Raw genomic sequence first — 16,776 nt, 5'->3', positions numbered from 1 at the left:
GACAAAAAAACGAAGAGCTAAATGCTCTTCGTTTTTTTTGTCTTTTTATGTGAAGTTAAGTCAATTTGTTATCCACTTGATAAGCTGTAATCCAGTCACTGTAACTACCTACATATAATTTCACTTTCGGATAGCCCGCTTCTTTTAGAATGGCAAATACGGGAGCAGCAGTTACACCACTTCCGCAATAAACCGTAATCTCTTCATCTTGTTTAACAACTGCTTCTAAGTTTGGCAAGACTTCCGCAATTTCTTTAAAACGATTATTTTCTTTTAATTGTTCCCAGTCCAAATTTCGTGCAGACGGAATGTGACCTGCTACGTGATCAATCGGTTCATGTATTCCTGCATATCTTTCAGCTGAACGGGCATCGAGAAGCACACCTTGTGAAGTTTCCGATATTTCTTTTACTTGCTGACGATCGGAAAAAATGTCTTCATTCCATTTTAGGTGCAATATCGAAGTCGGGTAAGATGGAGTTTTAGTCGAAACTTCAAATCCCAGCTTGATCAATTCCTCATAGCCTTCCTTCACCAACGTAACTTGTGCAAATCCAGCATAGCAAAAAATCCAATAGGCTCGAGGTGCAAATGGCATACCACCTTGGTCATAAATCACAATATGGTCGGAATACTTTAAACCTCGAGATTCGAAAAGATGTTGCAGCTGTATTTTATCAGGAAGTGGATGACGTCCACTCGTTTTACTCATATCTGATAAATCTTTCTCAAGATCCAAATAAACGGCACCCGCTATATGACCGTGATCATATAGTTGCTTACCGGCATGAGGATCTTGTAGTGAAAATCGAGTATCAATCCATCGCACATTTGAATTCTTTAGCTCTTCTGCAGACTTCCATACTTTACCCATCAGCTCAATCCCCTTCAGATAAATTATTATATACCGCTTTCCACTCATCCAGGCGAGAGCCCTCTTGCATTGCAGCTCTCTCGGAATCAAGTTGTTGCAATGACTCATGAAGTAAATGCTGTCTTAATCCTTCAGCTTCCAAATCAATCACACCTCTTGCCCAATCTCTCATGCGTACATTTTGAGCATTTAAATATTGCTCCGCCTCTGGTTTTGTTGCATCTTGCAATGCATCTCTCAGCTTCTCTTTTTCATTTTTCTCAAAGAACGATTTATTATTTTTATAATGCGATTTTACATGTGAGTAGACGGTCGGATCTTCAAATGGTCCATCAAAATCAAGCAGCTTTGCCTCCGCAATTTCATAAGGCATAAATGAAAAACTGTTGTTGCTTTCTTTAAGTTCGTGCATTTCATCTTTTTGTCGCTGTTGTAATGCTTTTCCAATCCATTGATTCAAACGGAAATTCGTTACCCTCATTTCCTGCTCAAAATCAAAACTTAGCATAGACAGCGTTTCTTTCAAAGCGAAATCAAGTGCTTCAGCTGAAGATCTGTTCGCAAAAACTGAAGGATTATAAGATTCTTTAAAGAAATCAGGGTATCTGTAATAGACACGTTGTAAAACATAGTAAAGCAGTTCGTCCAGTTCCTGATAGGCATTCTTTGTGATGACTCCTGCAGCTGAACTTGTAAAACGTTGACGGATTTTTTGTTCCAACAGACGTAGTTCCTGTAATCGCTCTTCTTTTCTGGATAAATTCACTTCTGTTTGTTCGATTAATGAAGCTAATCGGGCAACTGTTTTTTCCGTTTCTTCAGAAAGGGCTTGGACAGCCATCGCTTTTAAATCTTCTGATAAAAATTGTTGGAAAGATTGTTCAAACAGTTCCATGCCGGAATTCAATGAAATCGACTCTTCTTTTTCCTTCAATGCTTGAAGACTCGAAACACCATATACACGTGGGAAGCGTATACCGAATCGTTGTAATTCGCTCGTTACATAATTCTTGACGTCATTTGCTTCCTCTTCACTTGAAGCCAAGTCAATCGCATTGACGATAAAGAACATTTTATCTAATTCAAATGCATCTTTCACACGACCCAATTGAATCAAAAATTCTCTGTCCGCGCGTGCAAATGCATGATTATAGTAAGTAATGAAGAGTATTGCATCTGCATTTCTGATATATTCGAAGGCCACCCCAGTATGTCGTGCATTAATGGAGTCTGCACCAGGAGTATCAACGAGCGTAACACCCATTCGTGTTAAGGGACAATCGTAGTAAAAATCAATGGTATCCACGAAACAGCTTTTGTTTTCTTGAGCAACGAACGCTTCAAATTCCGTGCGATTGACGCGCAACGTCTCTCCCAAGTTGTCCTTGAAGTTAGAATATCCTTCTTTAAAAGCACGAATGAAAGCTTTGTGTACTTGCAGTCCTTCGTTTTCTAAAGTTATCCCTTCTATGTCATTCGCCTTTTTATAGGCTTCATCTAAAGAACCTACAATGATTCCGATAGCTTCGAATGAAGAAGCCACATCTTCAAAAAATTGGACCTTCGTTTTCAGTTTAACATCAGCCGTTTCGTGCGGATGATCTTTAGTGATTGGACGAATCTTGTTGATAGCAGCTGTTGTTGGGTTCGGGGAAACCGGTAAAACATCTGCGCCCATCAATGCGTTTGAGAAAGACGATTTTCCTGCACTGAATGCACCGAACAAAGCAATGGTAAAGTCCTGTTTCTCTAGACGTTGAGATTTTGTTTGCAGGTACCTTGCAACTTCAGAGAAGCCTTGTATATGTTCAATCTGGTTTGCAATGTACTTCGCACGTGTCAGCGTATCAGTCACTTCGACTCCTGATGATTCAGGTTTTTCAGCCAATGGTTCTATCACTTCTTCTTGCTTGTCTTTTTCGACAATCATCGATGATTCGAATGGGATCATTTGTTGTTCCGCTAACTCATGGTTTTTCGTCCATGTCTTAACTAGCTCAGTAGAAAGACTGGTTACGTTTCTTGAAGGGTTGTCCCATTCTTTTGTAAAAGCTTCAAGCTGATTGTGCATTTGTTCGAGTGTTTCAATGGCCAATAATTTTTCTTGGTAGGCACGAGATTTAGAATCCGCTAAACCAAAACTATCTTCCGGTAAGTCATCAATGACTTTTGCTTGGATGTTTTTCCAGTCATCCGTTTGTTGAATAAACCACTTTTTCGTCGTATCAGTAACTCGATTTGCAAAATTCAACACTGAATCTGCAGTAACCAATGACCCTTTTTGAATTTGTTCATCAATTATTTTTAGAGGTGGATGGAACTCCATTTGATCAATGGCCAGTGATTGTTCATCACTTAGTAAGCCAACATCTTTTAAAGACTGTTTCATCAATGAACGCATATGCCCTGAAATTTGAGACTGAATAACGGTATCATACTCTTTCTCGACCAGCTGTCCGCGTAAATTTCTTTCTTCTTCTGTTTTCTTTCCACTGAAGAATAATCCAACTTTGAAATTTTCCTGTTTCGATTCCAAATACGATTTTAATTTATCTCGTAACTCATAAGGCATCATTGCAGCATTATCAAGCAAATTCTTACGATTAGATTCGAACGTTTCTTTCCAAGCTGAAGATGAAAGTAAATTGGCCTGTTTTTGATAGTGTGCTGCCGTTAATTTCATTTCTTCTTTCTGTTCCCACTCGTCATTAGATAATACGTTAGCGAAAGTTGACTGACACTCTTCTATTTCTACCAATAAATATTCAATATGTTCATCATGTAATTTCATTAATGTATTTGTTGAAGACTTCACTAATTGGTCTTGCCAGTTGTTCATACTGTCTAAAACGATCTCCCGGACTTCATTTAAGTCGTTGTGAGGGTGATCAGTTTCCTTTAACGATGTAAAAAAGATTTCTTTAGGAATGACACCCCATGCTTTAAAGGAATCATGGACAGACTCTTTAAATTGCGTAAACGTTAATTCATTTTCACGGTGTTTGTCTATCTGATTAACAATTAAATAGACATTGTCGTTATATTTCATCAGTTGTTTTGTAAACCCAAAGTTCAGCTCCGATTGGACGTGATTATAGTCCATCATATAGAAAACAATATCTGCCAAGTGTAAAGATGATTCTGTCGACATGCGGTGTGCATCATCTGTGGAGTCAACTCCTGGTGTATCCATAACGGTAATTCCTTCAGGCAAAACTGAAGATTCATGGCCTATCTCGATTTGGGAAACTGCATCCCCATCCTTACAAAATTCTTTAACTGTTGCAAAATCATAATCTCCAGTAAATTTGACAGGTTGTTGATCTTGCATATATACAATCGCAAAATCATTTTTAGCTTTATGTATTTTCACGATATTGGCACTTGTCGGTATCGGACTGGATGGCAGAAGCTGCTCACCAGTCAAAGCATTAATCATACTAGACTTACCTGCAGAAAAGTGTCCAGCGAATCCGATTGTAAACTCTCGGTCCATTAATTTTTGAGCAAATAAAGTCGCTTTATTTATTCGTTCCACATCGTCCACTTTTTTAAATAATGTATAGGCTCGTGCCGTTTCTTTTAGTAAGTGATTTATTTGGTCATCAAATGATTGCATTCTTAGTTGAACTCCTTTATCAAAAAACTATATCTATCATATCATGTTTAAATATGACGTATCCTGTCGGAATGAAAGGTTTTTAAATAAATGAAGCAACCTTTAAATTATTTAGGGATATAACATGGCAAAAGACCGGTTACGGAAATATCCGCACCGGTCTTTTGTTTGTTCTCTTACTGTTTCACTGTTATGACAGGAAACTTTACGTTCAATAATACATTGATGGTAAACAGTATCACACTAATTACTACTAGAGTTGCACCGATCGAAATAATTGGAATCGCCTGCTCGTTACCACTTAGTAAAAGAGTAGTCAGTCCAATCATCATGAAAGGTAGTCCGATATTGGAAGCCCAAAAATGAATCTTGGCAAGTACGTGATTCCCTGCTTTAGGAAATAAATAATAAATGAGTCCCGCTAATGCAAATGAAGCCCATCCTAACAAATTGATATGAACATGAACGCCTGTCAATGTGTACTCATGCCCCATGGACATATACATGCCCAGTATGACACCTATGGAAAAGTAAACAACAGAAATCTTGATAAAGGTAATCCCCACGCCACACGCTCTCCTTTCTTAAATTAAAGATAAAACTCTTTGATTTAATGTATTTTTAATTGGTTAAGAGTATTCATTACGTATTTAATAATCTAAGAATTCTTACTTCTGTTAATAGAAAGTAAAAGGTTGCCCCAATTCATATTTCAGTGGTATGTTTTTAAGCGGATTACAATTTAAGGAGGCTTTTTATGACTAATTTTATGAAGAAAAAAAGGTTGTCAATATATATCGGCTTGGCTTCGATGCTATTTTTGACTGCATGTGGAAACGATGAAGCAAAAGAATCAGCCAAATCACCAACAGCTTGGGATACAATCCAAGAAGAAGGTAAACTGACAGTTGCCACTTCAGGTACTCTATTAACCACTTCTTATCACGATGAAGAAACCGATGAATTAACTGGTTTTGAAGTTGAAGTCGTTCGTGAAGCCGCAAAACGTCTTAATCTTGAAATTGAATTTAAGGAACTCGGTTTTGATGAAATGTTGACAAGTGTCAGTACTGGTCAAGTCGATCTTGCCGCAAATGATATTGAAATTACAGAAGAACGAAAAGATAAATTCAATTTCTCAACACCATTTAAACATTCATATGGGATAGCAGTCGTTCGCAAAGATGATCTATCTGGTATCAAAACGTTAGAAGATTTAAAAGGTAAAAAAGCGGCTGGTGCATCCACTTCAGTTTATATGCAAATGGCTCGTGAGTACGGTGCGGAAGAAGTAACGTACGATAATGCATCAAACGAAGTTTATTTGCGTGATGTATCCATCGGACGTACAGATGTCATCTTAAATGATTTCTATCTGTCATCTCTAGGAGTCGCAGCGTTTCCTGATTTAAATATCACGATACATCCAGACATTAAGTACAGCCCTTCTGAAGTTGGATTTGTTATGAACAAAGAAAATAAAGAACTTGCAGAGAATATAAATGGTGTAATTGAAGAAATGTTAGAGGACGGTACAATTGCCAAATTGTCAGCTAAATTCTTTAATGGCGCAGACGTTTCAAAACCAGCAGACATCGAGTAAATTGCTTAGGGGGAAATGATAATGAATGAAATTGAATGGGGACTATTATTTGACCCCCAACTAGCTATAGATTCCTTCCCATATGTTCTAGGCGGTTTAACGCACACGCTCTTACTTGCACTTGTAAGCATGGGAGTGGGATTATTTATTGGCTTCTTTCTTTCATTGGCACGTACTTCTACCTTACCGATTTTGCAATGGCCAGCACGACTTTATATATCCTTTATGAGAGGCGTCCCCATTCTGGTCATTTTATTTTTGCTTTACTTCGGTTTCCCAGTCATTGGCGTAGAATTCACCGCGGTGCAAGCTGCTCTGATAGGGTTCAGTTTGAATAGTGCAGCTTACATGGCAGAGATTTTCAGGTCATCACTTGCTTCTGTAGACAGCGGACAATGGGAATCATCGAGAGCACTCGGCCTCACTTATTGGCAGTCCATGAGAAGAATTATTCTTCCGCAATCTGTGAGAATTGCAATACCACCTCTATCCAATGTATTAATGGATTTAATCAAAGCTTCATCTTTGGCTGCAATGATTACCGTTCCTGAGATGTTCCAAAAAGCACGAATTGTGGGTGCTCGTGAATTTGATTTACTTACATTACTAATTCTCGTTGCACTCATGTATTGGGCGATTTGTTCTATCATGGCGGTTTTACAAAACTATTTGGAAAAACGCTATGCGAAATATCTTTAGTGATAAATTTTATCAAGAAAATCAACCATTGTTTTGAGTGGTTGATTTTTTTATTGGACTTACTGTAATTATCCCCTATTTTCAAATGAAACTTTTCGATTACCTATGCCGTATTAATTAGTATTCATGAAAGAGGCGAGTATAGCATGACAGATTCTACTAGTTGGTTGCAAGAAGAATTAAAAAAAGTGGAAGTTTGGGAAAAATGCCAGAGTGATCTTTGGTTCTGGGAAAAAATTGGACGCTGGCCGTTTAAGTTTATTGATAAATGGACCCCAATCTTCATTCAAAATAAAATCGGATCACTGTTAGATGAACTCGGCAAATATGTTCAAACTGGCGGGAGCTATTTAAGTACTGTATCGTCACTCCCTTCTTATTTTCCTGGTGAAGAAGTAACAACCTTAAATGAAGTGGCAAAACTTCCATTGGTCTCAATGGATCAAGCAACAGATAAATTAACCATTAACCGAAAGCGATTTGCGACAATACAAGGTGCCAGTACTGGTATAGGGGGTATTTTCACATTATCAATTGATATCCCGCTCTTATTGGGATTACAATTAAAAACCCTTCAAGATATCGCTATTTGCTATGGATACAATCCTAATGACAAAGAAGAACGTTTGTTTATTGTGAAATGCCTTCAGTTCGTGTCCGCAGATATTGTTGGAAAACAAGCCATTCTTGATCAATTATCGCAATTCGACAATCAAGATGATTCTTTAAAAAGAGAAGTACTTTCAGAACTCCAAGGATGGCGTGAAGTAGTTTTCTCTTATCGTGACCAATTTGGCTGGAAAAAGTTATTTCAAATAATCCCCATTGCCGGTCTCATCTTTGGGGCATTTATTAATCGATCGGCCATAAACGATATAGCAGAAGCCGGAAAAATGCTCTACAGGAAAAGAAGAATTATTGAAAGGCTTAATTCAGAAAGTGAAAATTAGCTTTTATCAAATTCAGTAAAGATAGCCTTAAAAATAGACAGTAAACCGCTTGGATTATCCAAACGGTTTTCTGTCTGTTAGAATTCAAAAGGAATTTCTTCTTTGAAAGCCTTTTTGTATTTCACGATTAACTCTGCCTTCTCTTCTTCGTTGTTGTATGGAATATCACCACCAACCGGAACTACAGTGTGCCAATCTTCGTCAGGTAAATATTTTGTAGCAAATAGATAGGTTTTCCCATCTATAAGTTGTTTGTCGCCTTCCATTAAGAACAACTCATCTCCTTCAAATCCACCTGCTTGATTTACTATTATCGTCCCTTTTACTTCTCCCTTAATATTATCTAAAACCTCAACTTCAAATTGTGTTTCAGGATAATTACCAAGGTTTTTGGTACCAATTCTTTTAATTACTTTACCTAGGAAAACATTGTCAGAAAAGCCTACAACTTGTTTAGGATCGGATGTATCAATAACGGAATCTGCATTAATATTTCTTACAACAGGGTTTTCCGGAGTGTTATTTGTGAAAAAGTTAGGTGTTAAAATTAACAAAGCCATTGCTGCGGCGATGACAGGTGCTATAACAAAAGACCATCTGCGTTTTGATTTACCCATTTCTATTTTTGCCTTTGAAACGCCTAGTTTACTTCTTTCTCTAAGTTCTTCAGGGATTACAATTTTGTTTATTTCTTCTTTAACTTTATTACTCATACCTACCATCCCCTTTCATAACCTTCCGAAGCTTCTCTAATGCTCGATATAAAACAGTTTTTGCTGTGCCTAGGGGAATCTCCAATGATTCCGAGACCTCTTTAATGGTTAAATCATGGTAAAATCTTAGGATTATTACACTTTTTTCATCTTCATTTAATTGATCTATTAAATCTTGCAAAGTCATTGTTAAAATAATATCATCATTTGTATCACCTGAAATTAACTCCTCAAATTCTGGTTTCATTTGCATTACATTTTTTTGTTTATGGAGATGATCGAGAGAACAACTAATCGCAATCTTTATTAACCACGTTTTAAAATATTTTGGTTCTTTAAGATTTTTAATATATTTGAATGAGCGATAGGCTGTTTCCTGTACAACATCAAGTGCATCACTCTCATTTTTCACATAGATAAAAGCTGTTCTGTAAATATCATGTTCGTATTCTTGAAACAATACTAAAAATGCTTTTTCATCACCTTTTATTGCTTTTTTCACTAACTTAATAATCTGAACCACCCCCTCTTAACTTCCTTACACTTATTAGACGCTCAAAATATTCATTTGGCTTTAATTTATTAATTTTTTATCAAGAAACATCTTTCAAACCTAAGATGCTACTTTTGGGTACGACCGTATCAATTTGAAATTTATAGAAGACAGCGCCTAAATTAAATACTTTTTTATACAAAAGCTTTGAACTAATTCTCCGATCATTTTAATACATTAGCTAGTGAATGTCTGGGAAAAATCTGCTCCTGCGGTTACTCGTCGCATAAAAGTTTTTTCCTAAGGTTACTGGTCGCAATATGCGGTTTAGTGTAACTTCTTCGTGCCCAGTATCCTGTTACTCACGGGGACCTCAGACGGGAAGCGTACAAATTGTTTTACAGCCTTAAAAAAAGAAAAGCCACCCTATCTCGATAAATCGAATTAGGGCGACTCTTATATACGAAGTGTACTTTTTCATTTGGACTCAATGAGTAAGTGATTAGTTTTTATTTTTTAATTTCATTGGAAAATCTCACAACATTTTTTCTGCATATTTAACTTTTAATATCGTCGTCAATGTATCATTTCTCCAAAACTTGGTTAATGATGATATGCGGTTTGCTGTTATTCAAATTTTTATATATACAGCTAGCTGGTTTTTCACGCAAGGTTTCTGCGAAAGCAATCGCCAATTCCGTTTCACCAGCGACATGGATTTCTTTCCAGCCTCTTTCTTTCTTCATTTTTTCTACGTTAGCACCCATTCCTTTAAAGAATCTTTGTAAATTCTCTTTTAGTCGGGACTCAATCAAATCAACTTTACTGCTCCCAATTTTATGAGGGCCTGTAGGGTCCATATTTTTTTCCTCACCCCATACTTCCAGGTTCGGGTCAAAACTATATACCATATCCTCTTTGACAAATCCCATCGATGTATCCAAAATACGGACTTCACCGAAACTTGGTAAAATTATTCCTGCGTCTGGATATGCTTTGTACATATATTCAAACTGTTCAACAACTGGTCGATCTTCCCAGTGGAATCCCGATTTTACAGGGACTTGGACATAGTGAACGGACCATAATGGTGGATTTTCCGAGGCGAAAATAACTGCCCCTTTGTGAAGGTCATCTTTGTTATTATCAATTTCATCCATTACTTTTTTCTTTGTTTCCTTGAAATACTTAAGTTCAGTATCTTTTTCAGAAGCCGTTAAACTCTTTTCAATATCCTTCAAGCCATTCTTTAAATGTATTTTCCATCCGCCATTCAATTGATCTGGATCGCCTGGATTTGTATTTAAATAAACGCTCAGTACGTTACGGTCACCACTCCGATAATCCTTTAATGCCTGGATTTCTTTACTTAATCCCATAAATTATACAACCTCCTTGTTATTCTCTACGTAATATGATGCCCAGAGAGTCTAAAATTTACTATACTTTCCGCTATTCATTTTTCTTAACTCTTGTTGCATGATTCATTAAGTAAGCAACAAAAGTATCATCTCTAACTAACCATGCCGCATAATTTCTTTTTAAGAAATTCTCCACTTCATCAAAGCTTCCAAATTTCTGGTCTAATGTGAGGTTATTATGATCGATTTTCCATTCTTGATCACTGATTGAATGAATGAAGAATGTCTCTTCCATAATGTTTTTATAAAGAGATCCGAATGATGATTTTTTCAAATTATATCGGTTACGTTGTGCATCTTCTCGAATTGGATCCAACTGAAACGTATTTGTCACAAACTGTTTGTATGCGGCATCAGTTAATGAACTGCCTGATGCTTTTGCATGTCCACCACCACCGTATTTTCCTGCAATTTCTGATACGTCTACATGGTCATGCACGGTTCGGTAACCCACTCTCTTGCCGCCCATATTTAAAATTACGATGTAATCAAGATGTGGATATGCTTTGCCCAGTTCATTTCCGAGTTCTGAATGATAGGATTCTGCATACACAACACCTGCCAAGTATTCTCCGATTTTGGCTTGCACAATTTCTTTTTTCTTACGTTTTATATAGCGTTCGATTTTGTTTTCTTCCATGTCCAATAGTTTCTTTTCGAATTCATCAAAATTGAAGTGATTACCCAGCTTAAGCCGTTCAATCATTTTTTCTTCGAATTCCTCTATTGAAATTAAATAAAAGAGCGCATTTAACCGCTGTGCATCAAAGTTTTCATTTTTCTCCCATTCCCATGTATCATACTGTCTAACAAGCTCGACAAACTCTGAAATAGCTTCTTTGGATTCCAATAATTGTTGAGAGACAAGGTAATGATAAAACAGTGAAGTTGCGGAAGTTAATTTTCCTTGGTCATCTTCAACCAGTACGTGTCCCCATTCATATTCATTGAAGTGAAGAGATGTTTTATGATGATCGATAAGTTGGACATTTCCAGAAGTTTGATAAAAATCATTCAGCTTTTGCTCATTTTCTTTATTTACAGATAGGTCCGTAATAAATAGAAATGTGTTTTTGTCATCATTTTCTAAATACCAAATTACTTCACGATCAAGACTCGACACCGAATTATATCTGACCTTCACTTGCTTTCCAAAGGCTAGTTTTGCAAGAATCCCACATCCAACTCCATCTAAATCGTTGTGCGACAAAAGTTTATACAATTGATTCACCTCAACTGATAGTATGGATAAAAAGCCAAAAATTATTGATATTTTGATTGTGTATATAAACAAACATGACCAATGGTTTTATTCTTGGTGTGCAGTATGTTTGAAATGGAAACACAAAATCAAATAACGACAAAAAAAATACCAAGGAGATTGTCACCTTCTCTTTGGTATCTTTTGCTTAGAATTGTAGTTATTTCATACCTTTAATGTTCAGATACAGTTTACCTTTTGCCGTCTGACGAGTTTCATTGTTAAAGCTATCGACTGCTTTTACTTCAATTACGGCACCATTTGCTACTGTACCTTTTGGAACCGTATAATAACCAACATAATGGCCACTCGCTTCCTCTATCATTGGCAATTCTGTCGCGTTTTGAAGTTGTCCGCCCATATTTGTTAAAGGCATATGGATGACAAAAGTTGATCTTAATCCAGGTTCACTATCAAATTCGACTTTGACTGTTTTGCCATTTTTAAGATTGAGATCTTGATCTGGTTTTAAGTTTGTAATGACAGGTGCAATATATTTAGCATGCACTGTCACTGTTTTCGACATGGTGTTGTTTGCTTTATCTCTTGCTACAACAGTAATTTCATTTGCACCAGTGTCCAAAAGTATACGTTTTGAATATTTACCGTTTACGACCTCTGCAATTTGACCGTTTACTTTCACCCAATCAAGGTTGGCATCTTCGACACTACCTTCTACTGTAACCGACTCCCGATTTGTTTTATCTTCGTTTTTCGGGCTGTCGATCGTTAGATTTGGTTGCACTGTGTCCAAGATAACAGATACCGGAGACGATTCACCCGTTACTCTACCCTCAAGAGATGAAACTGCTGTAAATACATTCAATCCTTCATTCAATTCTGTTTGAATGGCAAATGTACCATCATTTCCTACCACTACAGAACCTGTAACATCACCATTGTTTCTCAATTGAATTGTTGTGGTTGGTGATGCACTACCTTCAATAGTAATTGCTGAATTATTCGTTGCTATATCAGAAGTTGGTGATGTTATGACTGGTACACTTACTTCATAACTAACACGGGCACGGATCATATAGTTTCCTTCCGTTGCTGGAGAAGCTGTCCAAGTACCTGAAACAGATTGGTAACTTCTTTCAGCATTTATTCCATTTTCATCAGTAGCAAGTCCTGGCGTGTTTGGATTTGCAAATGTTTGTCTGTAAACCATATAGAAGTCACCGTTTACAACGATGTTATGTTCGGTTAAGTCAACTACTGTCCATTCTCCGTTGCGTAAAGCAGTTGCATTGATTGACTCTGTGAGTTTTTTACCTGGAGCTCCTTCAGGACCAGAAGCATCCCAAACTTCTACTGCAAATGCTGTTCCACCTGGTACTGGCCACTCAGTGTCCCAGAAACGGAATACGCCATCAGTAACAATGCCATTTTCTTTCCCTTCAGGAAGAGACATTTTCACGGCCCAAGCATTACCCGCAGCATTGAATGCGCGTGCATTTTCTGCTGTTCCATCATCATAACCAATTTCACCACCTGGATAAGTGTAGAACGGTTCAAGTGCAAGATTTAATTCAAGTGCGTCTGCACCGATTGTTACGGAAACATCTTTACTATGGTAACCGCGTGCAATTACTTTAAGAGTATAACTTCCTTCATAGGCTGTGATGCTGTAGTGACCTGATGGATCTGTTTCAACAGGCGTGATATTGGCATCTTCTACAAGTAGAAGTGTTGCCCCTTCGATTGCTTCTCCTGTCGATTCGTCCGTGATTATTCCACTTATCGTGTTTTGTGCAATTTCATCCAAAATGAAATTCGCTTGTGCTGTTGCGTCAGCTTCAATTGTCACCGTCTGTTGATTGGTATGGTATCCATAAGCTTCTGCTTTCACTGTGAATGTACCAGGAACATGCGTCATTGAATATGTGCCATCTGCAGGATTTGTATATACTGAACGTCCCGATTCAAGCACACTGACTTGTGCACCAACAGGCAATAAAGTCGGATGTATCGGTGACTCCGAAACTGGCATTTCTTCTTTTAGAGGCATTAAAGGTCTGATTTTTGTTGGATCAATCGCTTCTTTCATTGCTTCCTTGTCAACATCTTTGATTAAACCTAGACCAATGTTGCCTTTATTATCATTTGAAAGATTCTCAGTTTGGGCAGTATCGGTTAAAGACACATCATCGATATACCAGCCGTCTCTTACAACACTGCCATCGGAGAATGCATGAAATGCCAAGTAAACACGTTGACCACTATAGGCTGACAAATCTACTTGCCCATCTAACCATGCTCCTGATTCTCCTTGGAACATTTTTAATTGTGTCCACTCTTGTTTATCTGTTGATACAAACACATGACCATAATCCCAGGCTCTTCCTGATGAAGATTGTTCAAAACTATGCCAGTGTTTGAACTGCAGATACGATTTACCTTCTGGCAGATCAACTGGTGGGAGAACGAGTGTTGCGTTCATGTTATTGTCATACTTACCTTCTAAATTTGTTGCATAAACTTTTTCTCCAGAAACGGCATTTCCTGGCCCGGACGTTGGAACTCCCCACTCCCAGCTGTTCATTTCACCGAATGAAGTCCAGCCAATTGTAGCATTTTCAAAATTTTCGAAGTAACCAACCGTAATACCAGGTTTCACTTCAACCATATATTCTTCACTATTGACAACGTTGTTTCCGAAATCATTGATGATCCATTTATAAATAAATGATCCACCTGTTACTGAAGTTCCAGGAATCGTAACAGCGTATTCACCAACTTTGTAGTCACCAGAAATTCGTGATGCCGGCATAGTTTGCCATTCATTGTTTCCATCCAAATAACTTAATTCAACAGATGAAACGCTGATGTTATCTGTTACTGTTACCGTCAAGTCCAGATCCATTCCTTCATACGTTTCGATTGGAGAACTATGTTCAAAGACTGGAGCTTCTTCGTCTTCCCCATGCTTCGTAACTTGTCCACCAATTTTCCCAATACCGTTCATGATTGAAGACACCGCTTCATACGCATCCACTAAACCATAACCATACCCGTGATTCGGTGTTTGTGGATATTGCGAGTCAGTTAAGGGGATTGCTGTTTCAAGTAAAATTTGTTCCATTTCTTCAACGGTTAAGTTAGCGTTCACTTGGCGCAACAATGCTGCAACCCCGGATATAGCTGGACCAGACATCGATGTTCCATTCCAACCGCCTTCATAGCCACCTCCAGGTACAGAAGAACGGATATTTACTCCTGGGGCTGAGATATCTGGTTTGATTTCAGCATAAGGAGAAGGTCCTCGTAAAGAAAAATTAGCTACTGAGTTGTTAATATCAGTTGCACCTGTTGCAAATGATTCAGGATAGTTTGCAGGTGATGCAACCGAACCTGGACCACCTGGATTTGTTGCCGTTGTGTTTCCTGCAGAAAATTCAGGGAAAATTTCTGCTGCACGCCAGTTGTTGACTACATCACGATACCATTCGTCAAGACCTGGACCACCACCCCAAGAGTTATTGACAACATCTGGAGCCATATCAACACGGGCATTCCCTTCAGAATCTGTTGGGGCTAATATCCATTCTGCCGCTTCTAGAAGGTCGACATCTGACCCGCCATTTGCAGCAAATGCTTTAACAGAAATAAATTTCGCACCAGGTGCTACTCCAACTTGATTGGATCCATTTGGTTCACTACCTACCATTGTCCCTGTCACATGTGTACCATGATCTAAGTCATCATATGGTGTGACTTGACCAGCTTTTGCGTCAAACCAGTTGAAATCATGATTTGCCTGACCCGTCAAAGCATTATAACCACGATATTTTTCTTTTAATGCTGGATGATTCCATTGAACCCCAGTATCAATACTTGCTACAACCGTTCCGGCTCCATCAATTCCCATTGCCCAAACATCGGGAGCCTTAACACGCTGAATATTCCATTCAATATTGGCAACTTCAGATTTAGGCGCCACAGCTTCTTTCGTTTTTGTTGTAAAAAGTTGGCGCATTTCATTCGGCAGCACTTTTTCAACTTCCGCAAAAGTAGCTACTTTTTCTGCTACTTCTTTCGTTGCTGTAACAGCCATCCCGTTTACAATATAATACGAATGGATATCTTCAACATTGCCTTTAGCAGCTTCTTGCTCAAGATAATGTTTTACTTTTTGCTGTTCCTGAAGGGAAGTCGCTTTTAGTTCAGACACTAAAGCAGAACGCTGGATCATTAATGATTTTTTAGAAGATAATTTCGCTTTTTGAGAACTTTTCTTAGCCTCTTCGACCACTTTTTGCGTATCCGCTTTTTCTTTGAATTTTATTAAGAAGGTAACCTTCTCATCTTCTTTAAAATTCGATAGCAAACGTTCGCTCACTTTTTCGATGGTATTCAAGTTCGAATTATTTAGCGACTGGTGCAGTTTACTAGTTGTTTCGGAACTCGCGACTCCAGGTGCGATTAGAGACAAGGTCATGAGTAAAGAAACAGCAATGTTGAAAGATTTTTTAGAACTATTTTTCTTCGTCATCTTCTTTCCTCCCTTTTAATCTTCCTTTCTTGCCTTTCGTAAAGCGGATTGCAATTTACACTCCCACAAAAATGACCAAATAAAAACACCCATGGCCCCCTTTCCCTAATCATTTAGGCAAACAGTATCAGTGGTGTCGATCGTGAAGCTCTAGTTGTTAATCAAACTATAAAAGAATGAAAGTAGTTTATTTGTCATAATTTGTCGCTAATATTCTTCGTTTTGAGAATTGATATTTAGTACCTATTTGATGTTAGGTATAATGATATATTTCAAGAATTGATGAGAAAGCAATAAAATTCTATGACATCATGCTAGGATTGAATTTGATGTTTAAGAGAAGATTATCCAAACTCGACTTTCTGTATAAAAAATCTTAAAAATAAGTAAAATATCCTAATTTCATGCATAATAGGGCAATAAGTATATTATTTTGAATTTTAATAAAGAATGACTTTTGAACTATAATAAGCCACTGTCATTTCCATTTTCTTGTGAAATAAATGGCTATATTTTCAAGTTTATCATGAGGTTTTAACAAAATATTGAATTTCTTATTAAAAGAAATCAACTACCCTATAAAAGTATATTTTTATTAAAATTTTATTTTTATTTATGTCTAAAGTACCACCTAAACAATAATTGATA

The 16,776-nt window shown here is 37.5% G+C and carries 11 protein-coding genes; 3 read left to right on the top strand and 8 right to left on the bottom strand.

The window, feature by feature from the left end; translation table 11 throughout:
• Positions 1–55: 55 nt before the first annotated feature.
• The 3 genes from M9R32_RS01360 to M9R32_RS01350 form a co-directional block, all read right to left on the bottom strand.
• Entirely contained in the window at positions 56–874 is an 819-nt protein-coding gene (locus tag M9R32_RS01360) for a sulfurtransferase (protein ID WP_269924940.1), read from the bottom strand.
• Between the two features lie 4 nt (positions 875–878).
• Positions 879–4,493 carry a dynamin family protein gene (locus M9R32_RS01355; protein ID WP_269924939.1) on the bottom strand — a complete coding sequence of 1,205 codons (3,615 nt, stop codon included), beginning with the start codon at positions 4,491–4,493 and terminating at the stop codon, positions 879–881.
• Positions 4,494–4,669: 176 nt separating this feature from the next.
• Positions 4,670–5,059 (bottom strand): cytochrome-c oxidase, encoded by a 390-nt coding sequence (locus M9R32_RS01350; protein WP_269924938.1) that lies wholly within the window; start codon positions 5,057–5,059, stop codon positions 4,670–4,672.
• A gap of 191 nt (positions 5,060–5,250) precedes the next feature.
• On the opposite strand from M9R32_RS01350, the gene M9R32_RS01345 reads away from it, so the two are divergent.
• The 3 genes from M9R32_RS01345 to M9R32_RS01335 all read left to right on the top strand — a co-directional run bounded on the left by M9R32_RS01345 (position 5,251) and on the right by M9R32_RS01335 (position 7,745).
• Positions 5,251–6,096: a transporter substrate-binding domain-containing protein gene (locus M9R32_RS01345; protein WP_269924937.1), complete on the top strand. Its 846-nt coding sequence runs from the start codon at positions 5,251–5,253 to the stop codon at positions 6,094–6,096.
• Positions 6,097–6,114: 18 nt separating this feature from the next.
• The gene (locus M9R32_RS01340) at positions 6,115–6,795 is read left to right on the top strand and encodes an amino acid ABC transporter permease (RefSeq protein ID WP_269925111.1); all 681 of its coding nucleotides are present in this window, start codon (positions 6,115–6,117) and stop codon (positions 6,793–6,795) included.
• A gap of 146 nt (positions 6,796–6,941) precedes the next feature.
• Positions 6,942–7,745 (top strand): EcsC family protein, encoded by an 804-nt coding sequence (locus M9R32_RS01335; protein ID WP_269924936.1) that lies wholly within the window; start codon positions 6,942–6,944, stop codon positions 7,743–7,745.
• A gap of 77 nt (positions 7,746–7,822) precedes the next feature.
• Here the strand turns inward: M9R32_RS01335 and M9R32_RS01330 are convergent, their stop codons facing one another.
• The 5 genes from M9R32_RS01330 to M9R32_RS01310 form a co-directional block, all read right to left on the bottom strand.
• Positions 7,823–8,458, bottom strand: coding sequence for a hypothetical protein (locus M9R32_RS01330; protein ID WP_269924935.1), 636 nt, complete (start codon positions 8,456–8,458; stop codon positions 7,823–7,825).
• On the bottom strand, positions 8,451–8,972 hold the full coding sequence (locus M9R32_RS01325) for a sigma-70 family RNA polymerase sigma factor (protein WP_269925110.1): 522 nt from the start codon (positions 8,970–8,972) through the stop codon (positions 8,451–8,453). Before M9R32_RS01325 ends, M9R32_RS01330 begins: the two co-directional genes overlap by 8 nt.
• 563 nt (positions 8,973–9,535) lie before the next feature.
• A complete protein-coding gene (locus M9R32_RS01320) occupies positions 9,536–10,330 on the bottom strand; it encodes a VLRF1 family aeRF1-type release factor (protein ID WP_269924934.1) in 795 nt (264 codons plus the stop codon).
• Positions 10,331–10,403: 73 nt separating this feature from the next.
• Positions 10,404–11,594 (bottom strand): DHH family phosphoesterase, encoded by a 1,191-nt coding sequence (locus M9R32_RS01315; protein ID WP_269924933.1) that lies wholly within the window; start codon positions 11,592–11,594, stop codon positions 10,404–10,406.
• Positions 11,595–11,793: 199 nt separating this feature from the next.
• Positions 11,794–16,128 carry a S8 family peptidase gene (locus tag M9R32_RS01310; protein ID WP_269924932.1) on the bottom strand — a complete coding sequence of 1,445 codons (4,335 nt, stop codon included), beginning with the start codon at positions 16,126–16,128 and terminating at the stop codon, positions 11,794–11,796.
• Positions 16,129–16,776: the final 648 nt, after the last annotated feature.

It is taken from the genome of Paenisporosarcina quisquiliarum, from assembly GCF_027563315.1.
GTDB lineage: Bacteria > Bacillota > Bacilli > Bacillales_A > Planococcaceae > Paenisporosarcina > Paenisporosarcina quisquiliarum.
Note: the sequence above shows the minus strand (reverse complement) of the source record. Positions and strands in the feature narration are given on the sequence as shown.